17 protein-coding genes are annotated in these 13,982 nt (G+C 56.9%); 2 read left to right on the top strand and 15 right to left on the bottom strand.

Translation table 11 applies throughout. The features are described 5' to 3' along the window. The 4 genes from alsC to DSD31_RS23905 form a co-directional block, all read right to left on the bottom strand. Nucleotides 1-981 carry a D-allose ABC transporter permease gene (alsC, locus tag DSD31_RS23920; RefSeq protein ID WP_004856559.1) on the bottom strand — a complete coding sequence of 327 codons (981 nt, stop codon included), beginning with the start codon at nt 979-981 and terminating at the stop codon, nt 1-3. Further along, nucleotides 960-2,492, bottom strand: a complete 1,533-nt coding sequence (gene alsA, locus DSD31_RS23915) for a D-allose ABC transporter ATP-binding protein AlsA (RefSeq protein WP_004856562.1) — start codon at nt 2,490-2,492, stop codon at nt 960-962. Before alsA ends, alsC begins: the two co-directional genes overlap by 22 nt. A 75-nt stretch (nt 2,493-2,567) precedes the next feature. Beyond that, a complete protein-coding gene (gene alsB / locus DSD31_RS23910) occupies nt 2,568-3,503 on the bottom strand; it encodes a D-allose transporter substrate-binding protein (protein WP_004856564.1) in 936 nt (311 codons plus the stop codon). Nucleotides 3,504-3,568: 65 nt separating this feature from the next. Then, nucleotides 3,569-4,456: a MurR/RpiR family transcriptional regulator gene (locus DSD31_RS23905; RefSeq protein WP_004856567.1), complete on the bottom strand. Its 888-nt coding sequence runs from the start codon at nt 4,454-4,456 to the stop codon at nt 3,569-3,571. A gap of 361 nt (nt 4,457-4,817) precedes the next feature. Between DSD31_RS23905 and rpiB the strand changes: the two genes are divergently transcribed. Both rpiB and yjdP read left to right on the top strand, forming a co-directional pair. After that, nucleotides 4,818-5,267, top strand: a complete 450-nt coding sequence (rpiB, locus tag DSD31_RS23900; RefSeq protein ID WP_004856568.1) for a bifunctional allose-6-phosphate isomerase/ribose-5-phosphate isomerase RpiB — start codon at nt 4,818-4,820, stop codon at nt 5,265-5,267. Nucleotides 5,268-5,336: 69 nt separating this feature from the next. Next, entirely contained in the window at nt 5,337-5,675 is a 339-nt protein-coding gene (yjdP, locus tag DSD31_RS23895; protein ID WP_048025186.1) for a DDRRRQL repeat protein YjdP, read from the top strand. A gap of 71 nt (nt 5,676-5,746) precedes the next feature. On the opposite strand, the gene phnP is transcribed toward yjdP, so the two are convergent. From phnP to phnF, 11 genes are all read right to left on the bottom strand, one after another. Next, nucleotides 5,747-6,505 carry a phosphonate metabolism protein PhnP gene (gene phnP, locus DSD31_RS23890; RefSeq protein ID WP_015585348.1) on the bottom strand — a complete coding sequence of 253 codons (759 nt, stop codon included), beginning with the start codon at nt 6,503-6,505 and terminating at the stop codon, nt 5,747-5,749. A gap of 9 nt (nt 6,506-6,514) precedes the next feature. Then, nucleotides 6,515-6,949 (bottom strand): aminoalkylphosphonate N-acetyltransferase, encoded by a 435-nt coding sequence (gene phnO / locus DSD31_RS23885; RefSeq protein ID WP_004856576.1) that lies wholly within the window; start codon nt 6,947-6,949, stop codon nt 6,515-6,517. After that, on the bottom strand, nt 6,936-7,505 hold the full coding sequence (gene phnN, locus DSD31_RS23880) for a ribose 1,5-bisphosphokinase (protein WP_004856577.1): 570 nt from the start codon (nt 7,503-7,505) through the stop codon (nt 6,936-6,938). The genes phnO and phnN overlap by 14 nt, the downstream gene beginning before the upstream one ends. After that, the gene (phnM, locus tag DSD31_RS23875) at nt 7,505-8,641 is read right to left on the bottom strand and encodes an alpha-D-ribose 1-methylphosphonate 5-triphosphate diphosphatase (RefSeq protein ID WP_004856579.1); all 1,137 of its coding nucleotides are present in this window, start codon (nt 8,639-8,641) and stop codon (nt 7,505-7,507) included. The genes phnN and phnM overlap by 1 nt, the downstream gene beginning before the upstream one ends. Next, nucleotides 8,638-9,318, bottom strand: coding sequence for a phosphonate C-P lyase system protein PhnL (gene phnL / locus DSD31_RS23870; RefSeq protein WP_004856582.1), 681 nt, complete (start codon nt 9,316-9,318; stop codon nt 8,638-8,640). The genes phnM and phnL overlap by 4 nt, the downstream gene beginning before the upstream one ends. Nucleotides 9,319-9,489: 171 nt before the next feature. Beyond that, complete coding sequence (gene phnK, locus DSD31_RS23865; protein ID WP_004856583.1) at nt 9,490-10,248, bottom strand: phosphonate C-P lyase system protein PhnK; 759 nt, start codon at nt 10,246-10,248, stop codon at nt 9,490-9,492. Then, complete coding sequence (locus DSD31_RS23860; protein ID WP_004856584.1) at nt 10,245-11,093, bottom strand: alpha-D-ribose 1-methylphosphonate 5-phosphate C-P-lyase PhnJ; 849 nt, start codon at nt 11,091-11,093, stop codon at nt 10,245-10,247. Before DSD31_RS23860 ends, phnK begins: the two co-directional genes overlap by 4 nt. Further along, nucleotides 11,086-12,150 carry a carbon-phosphorus lyase complex subunit gene (locus DSD31_RS23855; protein ID WP_064357654.1) on the bottom strand — a complete coding sequence of 355 codons (1,065 nt, stop codon included), beginning with the start codon at nt 12,148-12,150 and terminating at the stop codon, nt 11,086-11,088. The genes DSD31_RS23860 and DSD31_RS23855 overlap by 8 nt, the downstream gene beginning before the upstream one ends. After that, entirely contained in the window at nt 12,150-12,734 is a 585-nt protein-coding gene (gene phnH / locus DSD31_RS23850) for a phosphonate C-P lyase system protein PhnH (RefSeq protein ID WP_004856589.1), read from the bottom strand. Before phnH ends, DSD31_RS23855 begins: the two co-directional genes overlap by 1 nt. After that, the gene (gene phnG, locus DSD31_RS23845; protein ID WP_113991351.1) at nt 12,731-13,183 is read right to left on the bottom strand and encodes a phosphonate C-P lyase system protein PhnG; all 453 of its coding nucleotides are present in this window, start codon (nt 13,181-13,183) and stop codon (nt 12,731-12,733) included. Before phnG ends, phnH begins: the two co-directional genes overlap by 4 nt. Then, entirely contained in the window at nt 13,184-13,909 is a 726-nt protein-coding gene (phnF, locus tag DSD31_RS23840) for a phosphonate metabolism transcriptional regulator PhnF (RefSeq protein WP_004856594.1), read from the bottom strand. Nucleotides 13,910-13,982: the final 73 nt, after the last annotated feature.

Here is a 13,982-nt window from a genome sequence, read left to right as displayed (position 1 = left end):
TTACTTACTGATAAGACGATCGAGGGCGACAGCCGCGATAATTAATCCACCCATCACCACCAGCTGGTAGTAGGTTTGTACCTGGAGAATATTCAGCCCGTTGTTGATGGTGCCGATGATCAGGCCGCCAATCACCACTGAAAAAATGCGTCCCTTACCACCAAAGAAGCTGGTACCGCCGATAATGGCGCTGGCGATGGCGTAGGTTTCAAAGCCCATTCCGGCCAGAGGCTCCGCGGCGCCGAGACGTGCCGTCGAGACCACTCCCGCCAGCCCGGCGCAGATGCCGGATATAATGAACACCAGCAACATATGGAACTTCACATCGATGCCAGAGTAGAAGGCGGAGTTTTTATTGCCGCCGAGGGCGTAGATATTGCGGCCCAGCCGCATCCGGGTGGTCAGGAACCAGAGAATCACGGCCACAATAAGCGAGAAGATGACCGGTACCGGGATCCCCAATACGCTGGCGGCAAAGAAATTGACGAACTCGAAAGAGAAGCCATAGACCGAGTTGGCGTCGGAGATAACCAGGGTGATGCCGCGAAAAATCGCGTTGGTACCGAGGGTAATAATGAACGGGTGCAGGCCGGTCCAGTTGACCAGGCAGCCGTTAATCGCGCCTAGCGCGCCGCCGACCAGCACGCCGCCAATCAGCGCTGCGAGGAACGGATCGACGCCTGCCAGCATGAGTTTGGCGGTCACCATGCCGGAAAGCGCCAGAATCGCCCCCACGGACAAGTCGATGCCTGCTACCAGAATAGCGAAGAACTCTCCCATTCCGATGAGCACCGTCACCGAGCTCTGAACAAATATTTGGGTGATATTATTGGTCGTCAGAAAGTATTCCGACGACAGCGAGCCGAAGATCGCGACAATAATCGCGAGGATAAAAAAGGTGCCGTATTTATCCCAGAACAGTGCGAAGTTGAACGGCTTTTTGCCATCAGACTCCCCTTTTACTCTTGCGGCAGTGCCCATACCATAATCTCCTCTTCGCTCATGTCGTCGCGATTGGTCAGAATTTGCGTCAGCCGCCCCTCGCAGAACACGGCGATGCGGTCACAGACGGCGATAATTTCAGGAAGCTCGGATGACACCATCAGAATGACTTTTCCGTCATCCGCCAACTGGCGCATCACTTTATAAATTTCGGCTTTCGCGCCGACGTCGATTCCGCGCGTCGGTTCATCGAAAATAATGACGTCGGGGTTGCAGCATAACCATTTGGATATCAGGACCTTTTGTTGGTTACCGCCGGAAAGTTCGGTGATGCTCTGATCGACAGAATGGCACTTCAGCGCCAGTAATTTGCGCTGTGCCTCCGCCGTTTTACGCTCGTTCTCTTCATGGAACAGCCCCATCGCCCCTTTATAGCCGCCGTGTTTCAGGCTCAGGCTGACAGCCATATTTTGCGCTATAGAGAAATTGCCGAAGAAACCGTTGTCCCGGCGACTCTCCGTGATGTAGCCCATTCCTTTCTTTAAGGCATCGAGCGGCGAGCGCGGGGTAATGGCTTTACCGTTGAGGATGATTTCGCCGCTGCTCCGCTTATCAACACCAAACAGACAATCCATCAGTTCGGTACGCCCGGAGCCCACCAGGCCGGCAAAGCCGAGAATTTCACCGCGATTGACGCTAAAGGAGATATCGCGGACCTTTTTCTTATCCCGGCTGGTGACATTTTTTACTTCGAATACCGTTTCGCGCGCGATATTTCCGCTGTTCTCTTTCATCGCGTTAAAGCGGTTTTGCAACTCACGGCCGACCATCAGACGTACGATATCGTCGTTATTGACCTCGCTGACCATGCCACTGCATACGCTGCTACCGTCCTTCATCACCGTGTAGCGGTCGCAGATCCGGCGTATCTCCGCCAGCTTGTGCGAGATATAGACGATGGCGGTTCCCTCTTTACGCAGCTGGTTCATGATCAGGAACAGGTAGTCCACCTCTTTGTTGGTCAGCGAAGAGGTGGGTTCATCCATGATCAGCACTTTGGCGTCGAGCATCAGTGTCTTAGCGATTTCCAGCATCTGTTTATGGCTGATCGACAGATTCGCGACTTTCTCGTCTAAATCGACCTTTAATCCGATGCGTAGCAGCATCATTGCCGCTCTGATGCGCATCTCTTTCCAGTCGATAATATTGACGCCGCAGATTTTTTTCGTCAGATGGCGGCCGATATATAAATTTTCCATTACGGTTAATTCATCAATGACGCTGAGCTCTTGATAAATAATGCCGATGCCGAGTCTGGCCGCTAATTTATGGTCGAGCTTGTCATAATTAACGTTATTAACCGTGATGGTGCCTTTGGTCGGTTCATGTATTCCCGACAAAACTTTCATTAACGTTGATTTACCCGCACCGTTTTCCCCGAGTAATGCATGTATTTCGTGCGGGTAAACGGTTAAATCGACCGATTTTAATGCGTGAACCGGGCCAAAGGATTTGCCGATCCCCGCCATTGAAATATATGGCGTGAGCATAATAACTCCTTACTTATTTTTACCCTCCTGAGTTCAGGAGGGTAAGGGGAGAGCATCGGACTCGTTGCTGGAAAATTATTTTGTGACCAGAATAGAATCCACCAGTTTGAATTCTGGTGTTTTATCCAGTGGAATCACCTTGCCGGTTTTTTCGGCATCAACCATCATCTTCAGTCCCGTCGCGCCGATATTGCCCGGATTTTGCGCAATCGTTGCGGTCATCTGACCGGCTTCCACCATTTTACGCGCTTCAGGGATACCGTCAGTGCCGACCACCAGAACCGTCTGGCTTTTACCGGCGTTGGCTACGGCCTGGGCAACGCCCATTGCCATTGTGTCATTCGCGCAGTAAAAGGCTTTCAGGTTAGGGTTCCGCTGTAGCACGTTAGTGGCAACATCAAGCGCCTTAATGCGATCCCAGTCGGCTGGTTGGCTGGCAACAAGCTTGATCTGACTGGCTTTTTTGAATGCCTCCGTTGCACCGTTACGACGGGCTTCGCCTGACGCGTTACCCGCTTTTCCTTCGATGATGGCAACGTCGCCGCCTTCAGCACCCAGTTTCTCGATAATAAAATCGGCCCCTTTTGCCCCCACCGCGACGTTGTCCGTGGTGACGAAACCTTCAACGTTACCGCCCGCTTTCTTCAGGTTATCCATATCGATTTTTTCATCGAGATTGACCAGATAAATCCCTTTCTTCCAGGCTTTCGCCACGGGCATCACCAGGTTGACCGACGAGAGAGGCGCGAAAGCGATGCCTTTATAGTTCTTATTGCTTAAGTCTTCGAATAGCTGCAGCTGTGATTGAAAATCCCCTTCCGAAGGCGAGGCAAAAATATCGACGCTGACTCCCAGCGTTTTGGCCTCATCTTCAATACCTTTTTTCATATCAACCCAGAAAGGATTTGATAATGTTTTTAATACCACCGCGTAATCGGCCGCGGCAAAAGCGCTGGTAGATAACATTACGCCCATAGCCGCGCCGCTGAAAATTTTCAGGTATTTATTCATGACAGTATTCTCGGTGTAGGATACAGTAATATTGATCCCACCGTGGTGGGATCGGCGTTTATTATTTACTTCAGCGCTCCTGGTGAAAAGAAATCAACAATGGCGCCGGTTTTTTGCATGTTTAAAGTGGCCTGTTCAATATTTTGTTGGGCTACCGAAACGAAAAAAGCATCTAATAAGGTAAGTTGTAAAATACGCGCTGAGGCGTTTCTCCCTAATAAAGGAGTTTCTGGTGCTGGCGAGCAAATAATAAAATCAGCTAATTTAGCAATCGGTGAATGGTAGCTATGGGTAATACAGATAATTTTAGCACCGTTCTTCTTGGCCAGCTCTACTGCCGATTTAATATCGCTGGTGCGCCCGGAATGGGTGACGACCAGCACGACGTCGCCTTTTTTCAACAATGAGGCCGACATCATCATGATATGCGCATCCGGATATGTCTGGCAGCGCACGCCGATCCGTAAAAACTTATGCTGCACATCGGCGCAGATGGCATTTGATCCACCGGCTCCGTACAGATCGCGCTGGTTGGCCTGGGCGAAGAAACGTGCCGCGCGATGAATTTCATCGACATTAACGATCGACTGACCTTCCATAATGGTACGCAGAGTAATGTTAAAAACCTTATTCACCACGTCCTGAGGTGCTTCATCAAAGGAGAGCTCTGCCGGAAGGACCTGTTCAGATTGCGAAAAATACTCCACCAGGGCGCTACGCAGGTTACGAAAACCGCTAAAACCGAGCAGTTTGGAGACCTTAACGATCATCGCTTCGGAAACCGACAGCGCTTCCGCCACATCTTTAATGGCGGGAGCGTCGCTCAGATTGCCGGGTTTAAGCAACCATTCGACGATTCGGCTTTCGTTTTCGGTCATTCCTTCCTGCTTCATGCGTAGCCAGGGGGCGAGACCGATACCGTTGGGGAGCGAACTGGATTCTGACTGACTCATCGCTTTCTCTTGTCCATAAAGTGAAGACGTCACTATATCACCACAGTCAAAACAGAAAAGATACAATCAACTTCACAAAATTATAAGTTTTATAAAGTTTTGCTTTTTGTAAAGTTCAGGGGTGGTTTTGCGTCGGAGTATTTTTAATTAACTCTTTATAAAACAAGGTTTTTTTAGATTTATCTGTAAAATTTAAAACGATAGTTAATATGAGTCGTCTATTTTTCTCGCTTGATTTGTGAATTTTAGAGAGGTAGAAATGGCACGTCAGGCCGGATTTGTGCCGATTTTCTGGCCGGGTTTTGCGGTTTAAATCACAACTCTATCTATGTTCGTAAAGTAAAAACAGGCGAGGTTAAGTATGAAAAGGATTGCAATTGGCTGCGATCACGTCGGGTTTATCCTTAAAAACGATATTGTAACGCATCTCCGACAGCGGGGAATCGAGGTGCTGGATAAGGGAACATGGTCACCTGAGCGTACCGATTATCCCCGTTATGCCAGCGCTGTCGCGCAGGCCATTCTGACAGGTGAAGCTGAGGGCGGGATCCTGATCTGCGGCACCGGCGTCGGGATCTCCATAACCGCCAATAAATACCCCGGCATTCGCGCGGTGGTGTGCAGTGAACCCTATTCGGCCCAGCTATCGCGGCAACATAATAATACCAATGTGCTGGCCTTCGGCGCGCGCGTGATAGGTCTTGAACTGGCAAAAATGATTGTCGATGCCTGGTTGGGGAGCGATTATGAAGGCGGACGTCATCAGACGCGAATTGATGCGATTACCGCGCTTGAACAGCCGCGGATTTGAGATTCCTCCGCTACTCGCCGCAACGACCGTTGATTAACGTAGGGCCAGCCCCCTGAAGAGACTGGCTCTATGAAACGTTACTTTACCGCTTTAATCCTCTGCACGCTGTCGCTGAGCAGCCAGCTGGCGCACGCTGACATTATTGACGACGCAATCGGTAATATTCAGCAGGCGATTAGTGATGCCTACAACCCCGGCAATAGCCGCTCTGATGATGATAACGACCGCTATGATGACGGACGTTACCAGGGCAGCCGCCAACAAAGCACCGATCGCCAGCGGCAGTATGACGATCGGCAGCGACAGATAGAGGATCGTCGCCGTCAGCTCGACGATCGCCAGCGCCAGCTGGATCAGGATCGCCGGCAGCTGGAGAACGACCAGCGGCGGCTGGATGACGATTATTAACCGCGCCGTCGTTTCTGGTCGTGGTGACATGGCGCTCACCGGAGTGACGATAGCCCTAATCGGGTTACAGATTAATCCAGCACGATCTCCATACCGTCATAGCCGGCCTCAAACCCCGGCGGCAACGGATGGTCCATCATCCAGAGATCAAACTGATGGCTGATATGGGTCAGAATGACCCGCGGGCAGGCCAGCACCTGATTGATAGCGCGTACCGTATTCAAATCGCAGTGGTTGCGCGGCGGCTGCGGGCGCGGCTCATGGCTGCAGTCGATCACGATCGCCTGCGGCTGGTTATTCAGTAAGAATTTGAGCGTCTTTTCCGGTAATCCGGCGGTATCCGACAACCAGGCGACCCGGCTGTGCGCCGACTCCAGCAGATAGCCATACGTCAGCTTCGAGTGATTCAGCGGTAGCGGCGTCACCCGCAATCCCTGTAAGTTAAACACCACAAACGGTTCAACGGTATGGCTGAAATCGAGCAGGCCGGGGTGCTTAAACAGGTCATCGCAGCCTTCAGGATCCGGCGGCCCAAACACCGGGATCGGCGCACCGACGCCCCAGCGCAGCGGGAATAATCCCTGAACATGATCCATATGATAGTGGGTAAGTAAAAACTGCTGAAACTGGCCGGCGGGCCACCGGTCCATCAGGTCGGGTAGCCCGGCATCCAGAAGTGTGACGGCGTCATTGAAGGTCACGACCGCGCTACAGGGGCGACGACGATGCGCCTCATCGCTGCGCGCACGCTGACAGGCTGCGCAGTCGCAGCCGAAGACCGGAACCAGCTGGGCGCCGCCGGTGCCGGTTAAGCGAATAGTCAGGCCCATACTTCCTCCTCACAGCGCTTTTTTAAAACGCAGATGGCTTTGCGTATACCCTTCACGGAGATAGAAACGGTGGGCGTCGGGACGGGATTTTCCGCTGGAGAGCTCCACCATTTGTGCACCGTGTTCGCGGGCTTCCTGCTCCGCCCAGGCCAGCAGCGCCTGACCGACGTGCAGGCCGCGTCTCTGCGGCAGCACCACCAGTTCCTGCACTTCCCCGATCCAGGCGTTGAAATTAAGCGGGAACTGCAACTGTAGCCCAATCAACCCGACCGTCTCCCCCTCCACCTGCGCCAGCTGATAGCGCAGGGTTGGATTTTGCAGGTTCATGGCAAACCCGGCGGTGAAATGGTGGCGATCGTACGCTTTCTGCTTTAATTCGCAAATTAATGCATATACGGCATCGACATCGTCCAGGGTCGGGGCCCGGAGTTCACAGGTAGGCATGTTGATTCTCTTGTCGGGCGTAGTGGCGACGCAGCAGCGTGAGGAACTGGTCGACGGATTGCCCGAGGCTGCCGTTGTTGTTCAACGTCAGACAGTCGGAGGGGGTATAGCGCGCCGCGCGCTCCAGGCGCAGGGCGATCTCCGCTTCGCTCTCTCGCCCGCGCTGTTCCAGGCGCTGGCGCAGCACCTCCGGCGTGACCTGCAGGCAGATGGGCAGCAGGGCGTCAGCGTAGCGCGCCCGGGCCTGAGGCAGATGGGCGCGAGAGCCATTGGCCACCACGTCAAAACCGGCGTGCAGCCACAGGTCAATTTCGATGCCAATTCCGTAGTAATTGTTATTGGCATGCCAGCTCAGGGCGAACAGCTGGCGCTCGGCGCGGTTGAAAAACTCCTGCTTGCTGAGCGCAATATGATTTTCGCTGCCGGCGTTGAACGGGCGCGTAATATAGCGATGCGCCACCAGCAGCCGGGCATTTTCGCGCTGGCGTAAGGCCGCCAGCAGGCTATCTTTTCCGGAGCCTGAGGCGCCCACCAGCCAAATCAATTTTCCGCTCATCAGAAGACCCTCTTTCCTTGACGCCAGACGTGGTCAATATGGACATGTTCGCCGCGACGGTGCGCCAGCACCATATCGGCACGCTTACCTTCCGCAATCACGCCGCGGTCGCCTAATCCCAGAGCCTGGGCCGGATTTTTACTGACCAGACGAATGGCCTGCGGTAGCGAGAAGGCGTTGTCGTGGTCGTCCGCGATGCGGAACGCCGCATCGAGCAGGCTGGCGGGATAGTAGTCTGACGACAGAATATCGAGCAGGTTGCTGGCCGCCAGCTGGTGGGCCGCGACGTTGCCGGAGTGCGAACCGCCGCGCACGATATTCGGCGCCCCCATCAGCACGTTCATGCCGTGCTGACGCGAGGCCTCTGCGGCGGCTAAGGTGGTAGGAAATTCGGCGATCACGCTACCAAGCTGGTGTGATTCGACGACATGTTCACGGGTGGCGTCATCGTGGCTGGCGAGGGCGATCTTACGCTCGCGGCAGATGGCGGCGATGGTCTCGCGGTTCGGCTGCGACCAGGTCGCCGCCAGCGCCATCTGCTCCTCCTCGAAGCGGTCCATCTCTTCGTTGGTCAGATGATATTTTCCCTGATAGTAATCGCGGTACTTGCTGCGATCGGCGTACTGGCGCTGTCCTGGAGAGTGGTCCATCAGGGAGACCATGCTCACCGGCTCGCGGCCAACCAGCTTCTCAAACAGCGGCAGGGTGGTGTGGTGCGGCAGCTCGCAGCGCAGATGCAGGCGGTGCTCGGCGCGGTTAACGCCGCGCTTTTGCGTCTCTTCGATGGCGTTGATCATCTTTTCCAGATTCTCCAGCCGGTCGCCGCCGTCGCGGACATCGCCAATGGCCACCGCATCCAGCACGGTGGTGATCCCGCTGGCGATCATCAGCGCATCATGGCTGCTCATCGCCGAGTGGGCGGGCCAGTCGACTTTCGGGCGCGGAGTAAAGAATTTGTCCAGATTATCGGTATGCAGCTCAATCAGCCCGGGCAGCAGCCAGCCGCCTTCACCGTCGAGCGCCTGCGGTAGCTGGCTCTGGCTTTCGGCAAAGGCGTAAATTCTGCCTTCCTGCACTTCCAGCGACCCGTGCACCACTTCATCCTCGAGAACCAGGTTTACATTATTGATAATCATGCTGTTATTCCCATCGGGTGCAGTCGGTCGGCGACCTGATTGCGGACCGTTTCATCATGGAAAATACCGACGATAGCCGCGCCGCGCGCTTTGGCTTCGTTAATCAGTTCCACTACGGCGGCGCTGTTTGTGGCGTCCAGCGAGGCGGTTGGCTCATCAAGCAGTAAAATCGGGTAGTCCACCGCGAAACCGCGGGCGATATTGACCCGCTGCTGTTCCCCGCCGGAAAATGTGGAGGGCGCCAGATGCCATAACCGTTGCGGAACGTTCAGGCGCGTCAGCAGGCGGGCAGCCTGCGAAGCGCAGGTATCGCGCGCAATGCCGAGGTCGAGCAGCGGTTGCATCACCACTTCGAGGGCCGAGATTCGCGGGATGACTCGCAGAAACTGGCTGACCCAGCCGATGGTGCGCTTGCGGACTTCCAGCACTTTACGCGGCGAGGCGTTGACCAGGTCAACCCATTCGTCGCCGTGGCGGATATGGATATGACCGGTGTCCGGCTGGTAGTTGGCGTACAGCGAACGCAGCAGGGTGGATTTGCCGCTACCGGAATGGCCGTGCAGCACCACACATTCGCCATGGCTGACCTCCAGAGAGGCATTCTGCAGCACCGGCAGGCGCACGCCGTTTTGCTGGTGAAGTACAAAGGTCTTACTGACATTTTCAACGTGGATCATTTTAGCCTCGTGGTTTGGGTGCCGGGTGGCGGCTTCGCCTTACCCGGCCTACGGGTGCTGTGTTCGTAGGCCTTACCCGGCCTTTGGGTGCTGCGTTCGTGGGCCTTACCCGGCCTGTGGGTGCTGCGTTCGTAGGCCGGGTAAGCGCAGCGCCACCCGGCGACAGCAACCTCAGTTCTGCAATACCGATGACACCAGCAGCTGGGTATACGGGTGATGAGGATCGTCCAGCACCCGGTCGGTTAAGCCACTTTCCACCACCTGACCCTGTTTCATGACCAGCAGACGGTTAGCCAGCAGGCGCGCCACCCCCAGGTCATGGGTGACAATTACCACGGCCAGGTTCAGCTCTACCACCAGGCCACGCAGCAGATCGAGCAGACGCGCCTGCACCGATACATCCAGACCGCCGGTCGGCTCGTCCATAAATACCAGCTTCGGCTGGGTCACAAGGTTGCGGGCGATTTGCAAACGCTGCTGCATTCCGCCGGAAAAAGTGGTGGGCAGATCGTCAATACGCGACGGTGGAATTTCGACATCGTTCAGCCACTGTTCGGCGGTCGCGCGAATATTTCCGTAGTGGCGTGCGCCGGTGGCCATCAGGCGCTCACCGATGTTGCCGCCCGCCGACACCTGACGGCGCAGACCATCCATCGGATGCTGATGTACCACGCCCCATTCGGTGCGCAGCAGACGGCGGCGATCCGCTTCGCTCATCGCATACAGCGAGCGGTTTTCATACCGCACTTCACCTTCCTGCGGCGCCAGGCGCGCCGAGAGGGCTTTCAGCAGGGTGGTTTTCCCCGATCCGGACTCACCCACGATGCCCAGCACTTCACCAGGCCACAGTTCAAAAGAGACGTCGCTGAAGCCTTTGCCCGGCGCATAAAGATGGGTCAAATGATTGACCGCGAGTAACGGATGGCTCATTTGTTCAGCGCCTCGCTCTGTTGACGGCAATAGTCGGTATCGGAGCAGACAAACATCCGTTTGCCGCTGTCATCGAGTACCACTTCATCAAGGTAGCTGTGGCGAGACCCGCAAATGGCGCAGGGTTCATCCCACTCCTGGACGGTAAAGGGGTGGTCGTCGAAATCGAGACTTTCCACCGGGGTAAACGGCGGCACGGCGTAAATGCGCTTTTCCCGTCCGGCGCCGAACAGCTGTAGCGCGGGCATCATGTGCATTTTCGGGTTGTCGAATTTAGGAATGGGCGACGGGTCCATCACATAGCGGCCGTTCACTTTTACCGGGTAGGCATAGGTGGTGGCGATATGACCGAAGCGGGCAATGTCTTCATACAGTTTCACCTGCATCACGCCGTACTCTTCCAGCGCATGCATGGTGCGGGTTTCGGTCTCGCGCGGCTCAATAAAGCGCAGCGGCTCCGGGATCGGCACCTGGAAGATGAGGATCTGATCTTCGCTGAGCGGCGTTTCCGGGATCCGGTGACGGGTCTGGATCAGCGTGGCATCGCAGGTCGCCTCGGTGGTCGCGACGCCGGTGACGCGCTTAAAAAACTGCCGTATCGACACCGCATTGGTCGTGTCATCGGCGCCCTGGTCAATCACCTTCAGCACATCATGCTCACCGATGATACTGGCGGTCAGCTGAATACCGCCGGTTCCCCAGCCGTAGGGCATCGGCATCTCGCGGCCGCCGAACGGTACCTGGTAGCCGGGAATCGCCACCGCTTTGAGAATTGCCCGGCGGATCATGCGCTTGGTCTGCTCATCAAGATAAGCAAAGTTGTAGCCAGTGAGTGGGTTAGCCACGTTCGTTCTCCCGTTGCAGGCGTTTCAGCAGCGCCAGTTCGGCCTGGAAATCGACATAGTGGGGCAGCTTGAGATGCGAGACGAAACCGGCCGCCTCGACGTTATCGGCGTGGGCGAGGACAAACTCTTCATCCTGCGCCGGCCCGGCTATCTCCTCGCCGTAGTCCGGCGCCTGGAGCGCCCGGTCTACCAGCGCCATCGCCATCGCTTTGCGCTCGCTCATGCCGAATACCAGGCCGTAGCCGCGCGTAAAGTGCGGCGGTTCGCTTTCCGGCGCCACGAAACCGTTGACCATCTCGCATTCAGTCATCAGCAGTTCGCCGATATTGACCGCAAAACCCAGCTCTTCGGGGACGATCTCAATGGCGACGTAGCCGCTGCGAATCTCGCCGGCAAAAGGGTGGTTGCGGCCATAGCCGCGCTGCGTGGAGTAGGCCAGCGCCAGCAGATAGCCTTCATCGCTGCGCACCAGCTGTTGCAGGCGTGACGAGCGTGAACAGGGATAGACCGGCGGATTGCGGGTGATGTCGTCGGGCCGGGCGTGGGACTCCTGTTCCGCTTTCGCCAGCCCCTGCTGTACCAGCAGATTGAAAACGTGCGGTGTGGCTTCCGGCGGCCGTTCGGCGGTATTCAGCGTCGGCGTTTCGCCGTTGGCCAGCAGAGTGAAATCAAGCAGGCGGTGGGTGTAATCGTAGGTCGGGCCGAGCATCTGGCCGCCGGGAATATCCTTATACACCGCCGAAATACGGCGCTCCAGGCGCATGCTGGCGGTATCGACAGGTTCGCTCACCGCCAGCCGCTGCAGGGTGGTGCGGTAGGCGCGCAGTAGAAAAATGGCTTCGACGTTGTCGCCGCTGGCCTGTTTGAGCGCCAGCGCCGCCAGTTCACGATCGGCGATGCCGCCTTCGGTCATCACCCGATCGACCGCCAGGTGTAGCTGTTGGGTAATCTGTTCAATGCTCAGTTCGGGAAGCCGTCCATCGCCTCGTCGTTTATGTTCCTGTAAGGCGTGAGCGGCTTCGATCGCCCGCTCTCCGCCTTTGACGGCAACGTACATCAGCAAACCTCCACGTGGGTGGTGCGCGGGATAGCCAGCAGGCGCTCGCCGCAGGTGAGGATCAGGTCAATGCCCAGCGGGAACGGGTGCGGGCGTTCGGTCAGCTCATCAATGATGCAGTCCGGCAGCTGCGGGGCGATCATGCGCTCTTCGGCGATACCGGCCCCGGTCAGGCGCAGCATGCGCCCGCCGCTGAGGCTGGCGAGCTGGACAATCAGCGTGACGCCGGTTTCCGGCGCGGCGACGGTACCGGCGGACAGGACGTTAAGCTGTTCGCTGCTGATACGTTCATCGGTGACGGCGAAGACCGCCTGCTGCGGCAGTTCCACCAGCGGTGCGCCGGTATGAAAACGTAAGTTCTGGCCGACGAGATCGTTATGCAGCGCCGATGAGAGCCAGACCGGCGTTTCGTGGTCCGCCAGGGTCAGCAGCAGGCTGGTGGAGGCGATATTCAACGGCTGCCAGCCGTGCTGGAGCTGCTGCAGTGCGACAATGACGCCCGGCTCGCTCATGGCTTTGAGCAGGCGACGAAAACTGTGCTGGGCATCCTGCACCGGTAGGGTAAAAGCGGTTTGTAAGGTCATGCGTTATCTCCGCGAACCAGAGTAAAGAAGTCCACCCGGCTGGCGTTGACTTCGGCGCGTCGGGCTTCAATGCGTGCGCTTCGTTGTGCTTCCAGCGGGGTAATCAGGGCTTCCATTAAGGTGTGAAAATGGTGGGGCGATTGCATCAGCGCGTCGATGGTTGCGCAGCGTTCTGCGTGCGGCCGATCGCGGCCCAGTATCCAGCTGTAGCCGAGGGTGCCGTCGGTCAGGCGAATGGCGGCGCGGGTCAACGTCGCGTCTCCGGCGAAGAAACGATCGCCAATCCCGCCCATCCGCGCCTGGAGCTGTACCAGGCCGGTTTCCGGCGCGCGAATCAGTTCATAGTCCGGCGCCAGCTGCAGGGTCTGCATCCGTGCCAGCAGCTCCTCGGGGTCGCTGTGGGCCAGCACGGACATCCAGCGCTGGCGGGTTGCGGTATCAAAGTGCATTCAGTGCTCCATGGTGAATTCAATCATGTCCGCCCGGGTCAGGCTGACGGAGTACTCCGTAGCCTGCGGTTCGCCCGCGCGGTGGTTCAGGGTTCTCACGCACAGCAGCGGCGCCATGTTGGGGATCCCAAGAATATTGCTCTCTTTGGCCTGGGCGCGACGGGCGCTGATTTTGGTGCGCGCGCGGGTCAGTTCGACATCCAGCCGTTGGCGCAGGAAATCGTGCAGTGACCCCTGGGTGAAGGTTTGCAGCGCCGGCCAGAAGCGCAGGTCGGTGAAGTAGTGGTCTATCAGGCACAGCGCGACGCCGTTGACGCGGCGCAGGGTCCGGAGATGAATGACGTTGTCGCCTTCCTCAATGCCAAAGGCTTCGGCGACGTGGCTGCTGGCCGGGCGCAGTACCGACAGCAGCTTTTCGCTGGTCGGGTGGCTGCCCTGATCGAGCAGATTCTGGCTGAAGCGCGCCTGGGCATTGAGCGGATAGTCGATTGGGCGCATCAGCACCAGCACGCCAACCCCCTGACGGCGTTGGACCCAGCCGCGTTCAACCAGCTGATCGATCGCCCGGCGCAGGGTATGGCGGTTGACTTCAAAGCGCGTGGCCAGCTGTTGTTCAGCCGGAAGGTAGTCGCCGCAGCGATAGTGATGGCGTAGTTCCTGCTCAAGTCTGGCGGCAATTTCCTGATACCGGGTCGGATAACTGGTCGGATGTCTGGATAAGTACATGTCAGTCAAGCCTCACTAAGCAGAAGAAGGGATTTCCCTCTGAGAGTGGCCCGATCCTGACGCGTTTTTGTTA

Source organism: Klebsiella sp. X13, assembly GCF_003323835.1.
Lineage (GTDB): Bacteria > Pseudomonadota > Gammaproteobacteria > Enterobacterales > Enterobacteriaceae > Klebsiella > Klebsiella ornithinolytica.
This window is presented reverse-complemented; position numbering and strand designations above follow the sequence as displayed.

Coding starts and splice junctions, on each gene's coding strand:
- alsC (WP_004856559.1), bottom strand. CDS start 981: ATGGGCACTGCCGCAAGAGTAAAAGGGGAGTCTGATGGCAAAAAGCCG.
- alsA (WP_004856562.1), bottom strand. CDS start 2,492: ATGCTCACGCCATATATTTCAATGGCGGGGATCGGCAAATCCTTTGGC.
- alsB (WP_004856564.1), bottom strand. CDS start 3,503: ATGAATAAATACCTGAAAATTTTCAGCGGCGCGGCTATGGGCGTAATG.
- DSD31_RS23905 (WP_004856567.1), bottom strand. CDS start 4,456: ATGAGTCAGTCAGAATCCAGTTCGCTCCCCAACGGTATCGGTCTCGCC.
- rpiB (WP_004856568.1), top strand. CDS start 4,818: ATGAAAAGGATTGCAATTGGCTGCGATCACGTCGGGTTTATCCTTAAA.
- yjdP (WP_048025186.1), top strand. CDS start 5,337: ATGAAACGTTACTTTACCGCTTTAATCCTCTGCACGCTGTCGCTGAGC.
- phnP (WP_015585348.1), bottom strand. CDS start 6,505: ATGGGCCTGACTATTCGCTTAACCGGCACCGGCGGCGCCCAGCTGGTT.
- phnO (WP_004856576.1), bottom strand. CDS start 6,949: ATGCCTACCTGTGAACTCCGGGCCCCGACCCTGGACGATGTCGATGCC.
- phnN (WP_004856577.1), bottom strand. CDS start 7,505: ATGAGCGGAAAATTGATTTGGCTGGTGGGCGCCTCAGGCTCCGGAAAA.
- phnM (WP_004856579.1), bottom strand. CDS start 8,641: ATGATTATCAATAATGTAAACCTGGTTCTCGAGGATGAAGTGGTGCAC.
- phnL (WP_004856582.1), bottom strand. CDS start 9,318: ATGATCCACGTTGAAAATGTCAGTAAGACCTTTGTACTTCACCAGCAA.
- phnK (WP_004856583.1), bottom strand. CDS start 10,248: ATGAGCCATCCGTTACTCGCGGTCAATCATTTGACCCATCTTTATGCG.
- DSD31_RS23855 (WP_064357654.1), bottom strand. CDS start 12,150: ATGTACGTTGCCGTCAAAGGCGGAGAGCGGGCGATCGAAGCCGCTCAC.
- phnH (WP_004856589.1), bottom strand. CDS start 12,734: ATGACCTTACAAACCGCTTTTACCCTACCGGTGCAGGATGCCCAGCAC.
- phnG (WP_113991351.1), bottom strand. CDS start 13,183: ATGCACTTTGATACCGCAACCCGCCAGCGCTGGATGTCCGTGCTGGCC.
- phnF (WP_004856594.1), bottom strand. CDS start 13,909: ATGTACTTATCCAGACATCCGACCAGTTATCCGACCCGGTATCAGGAA.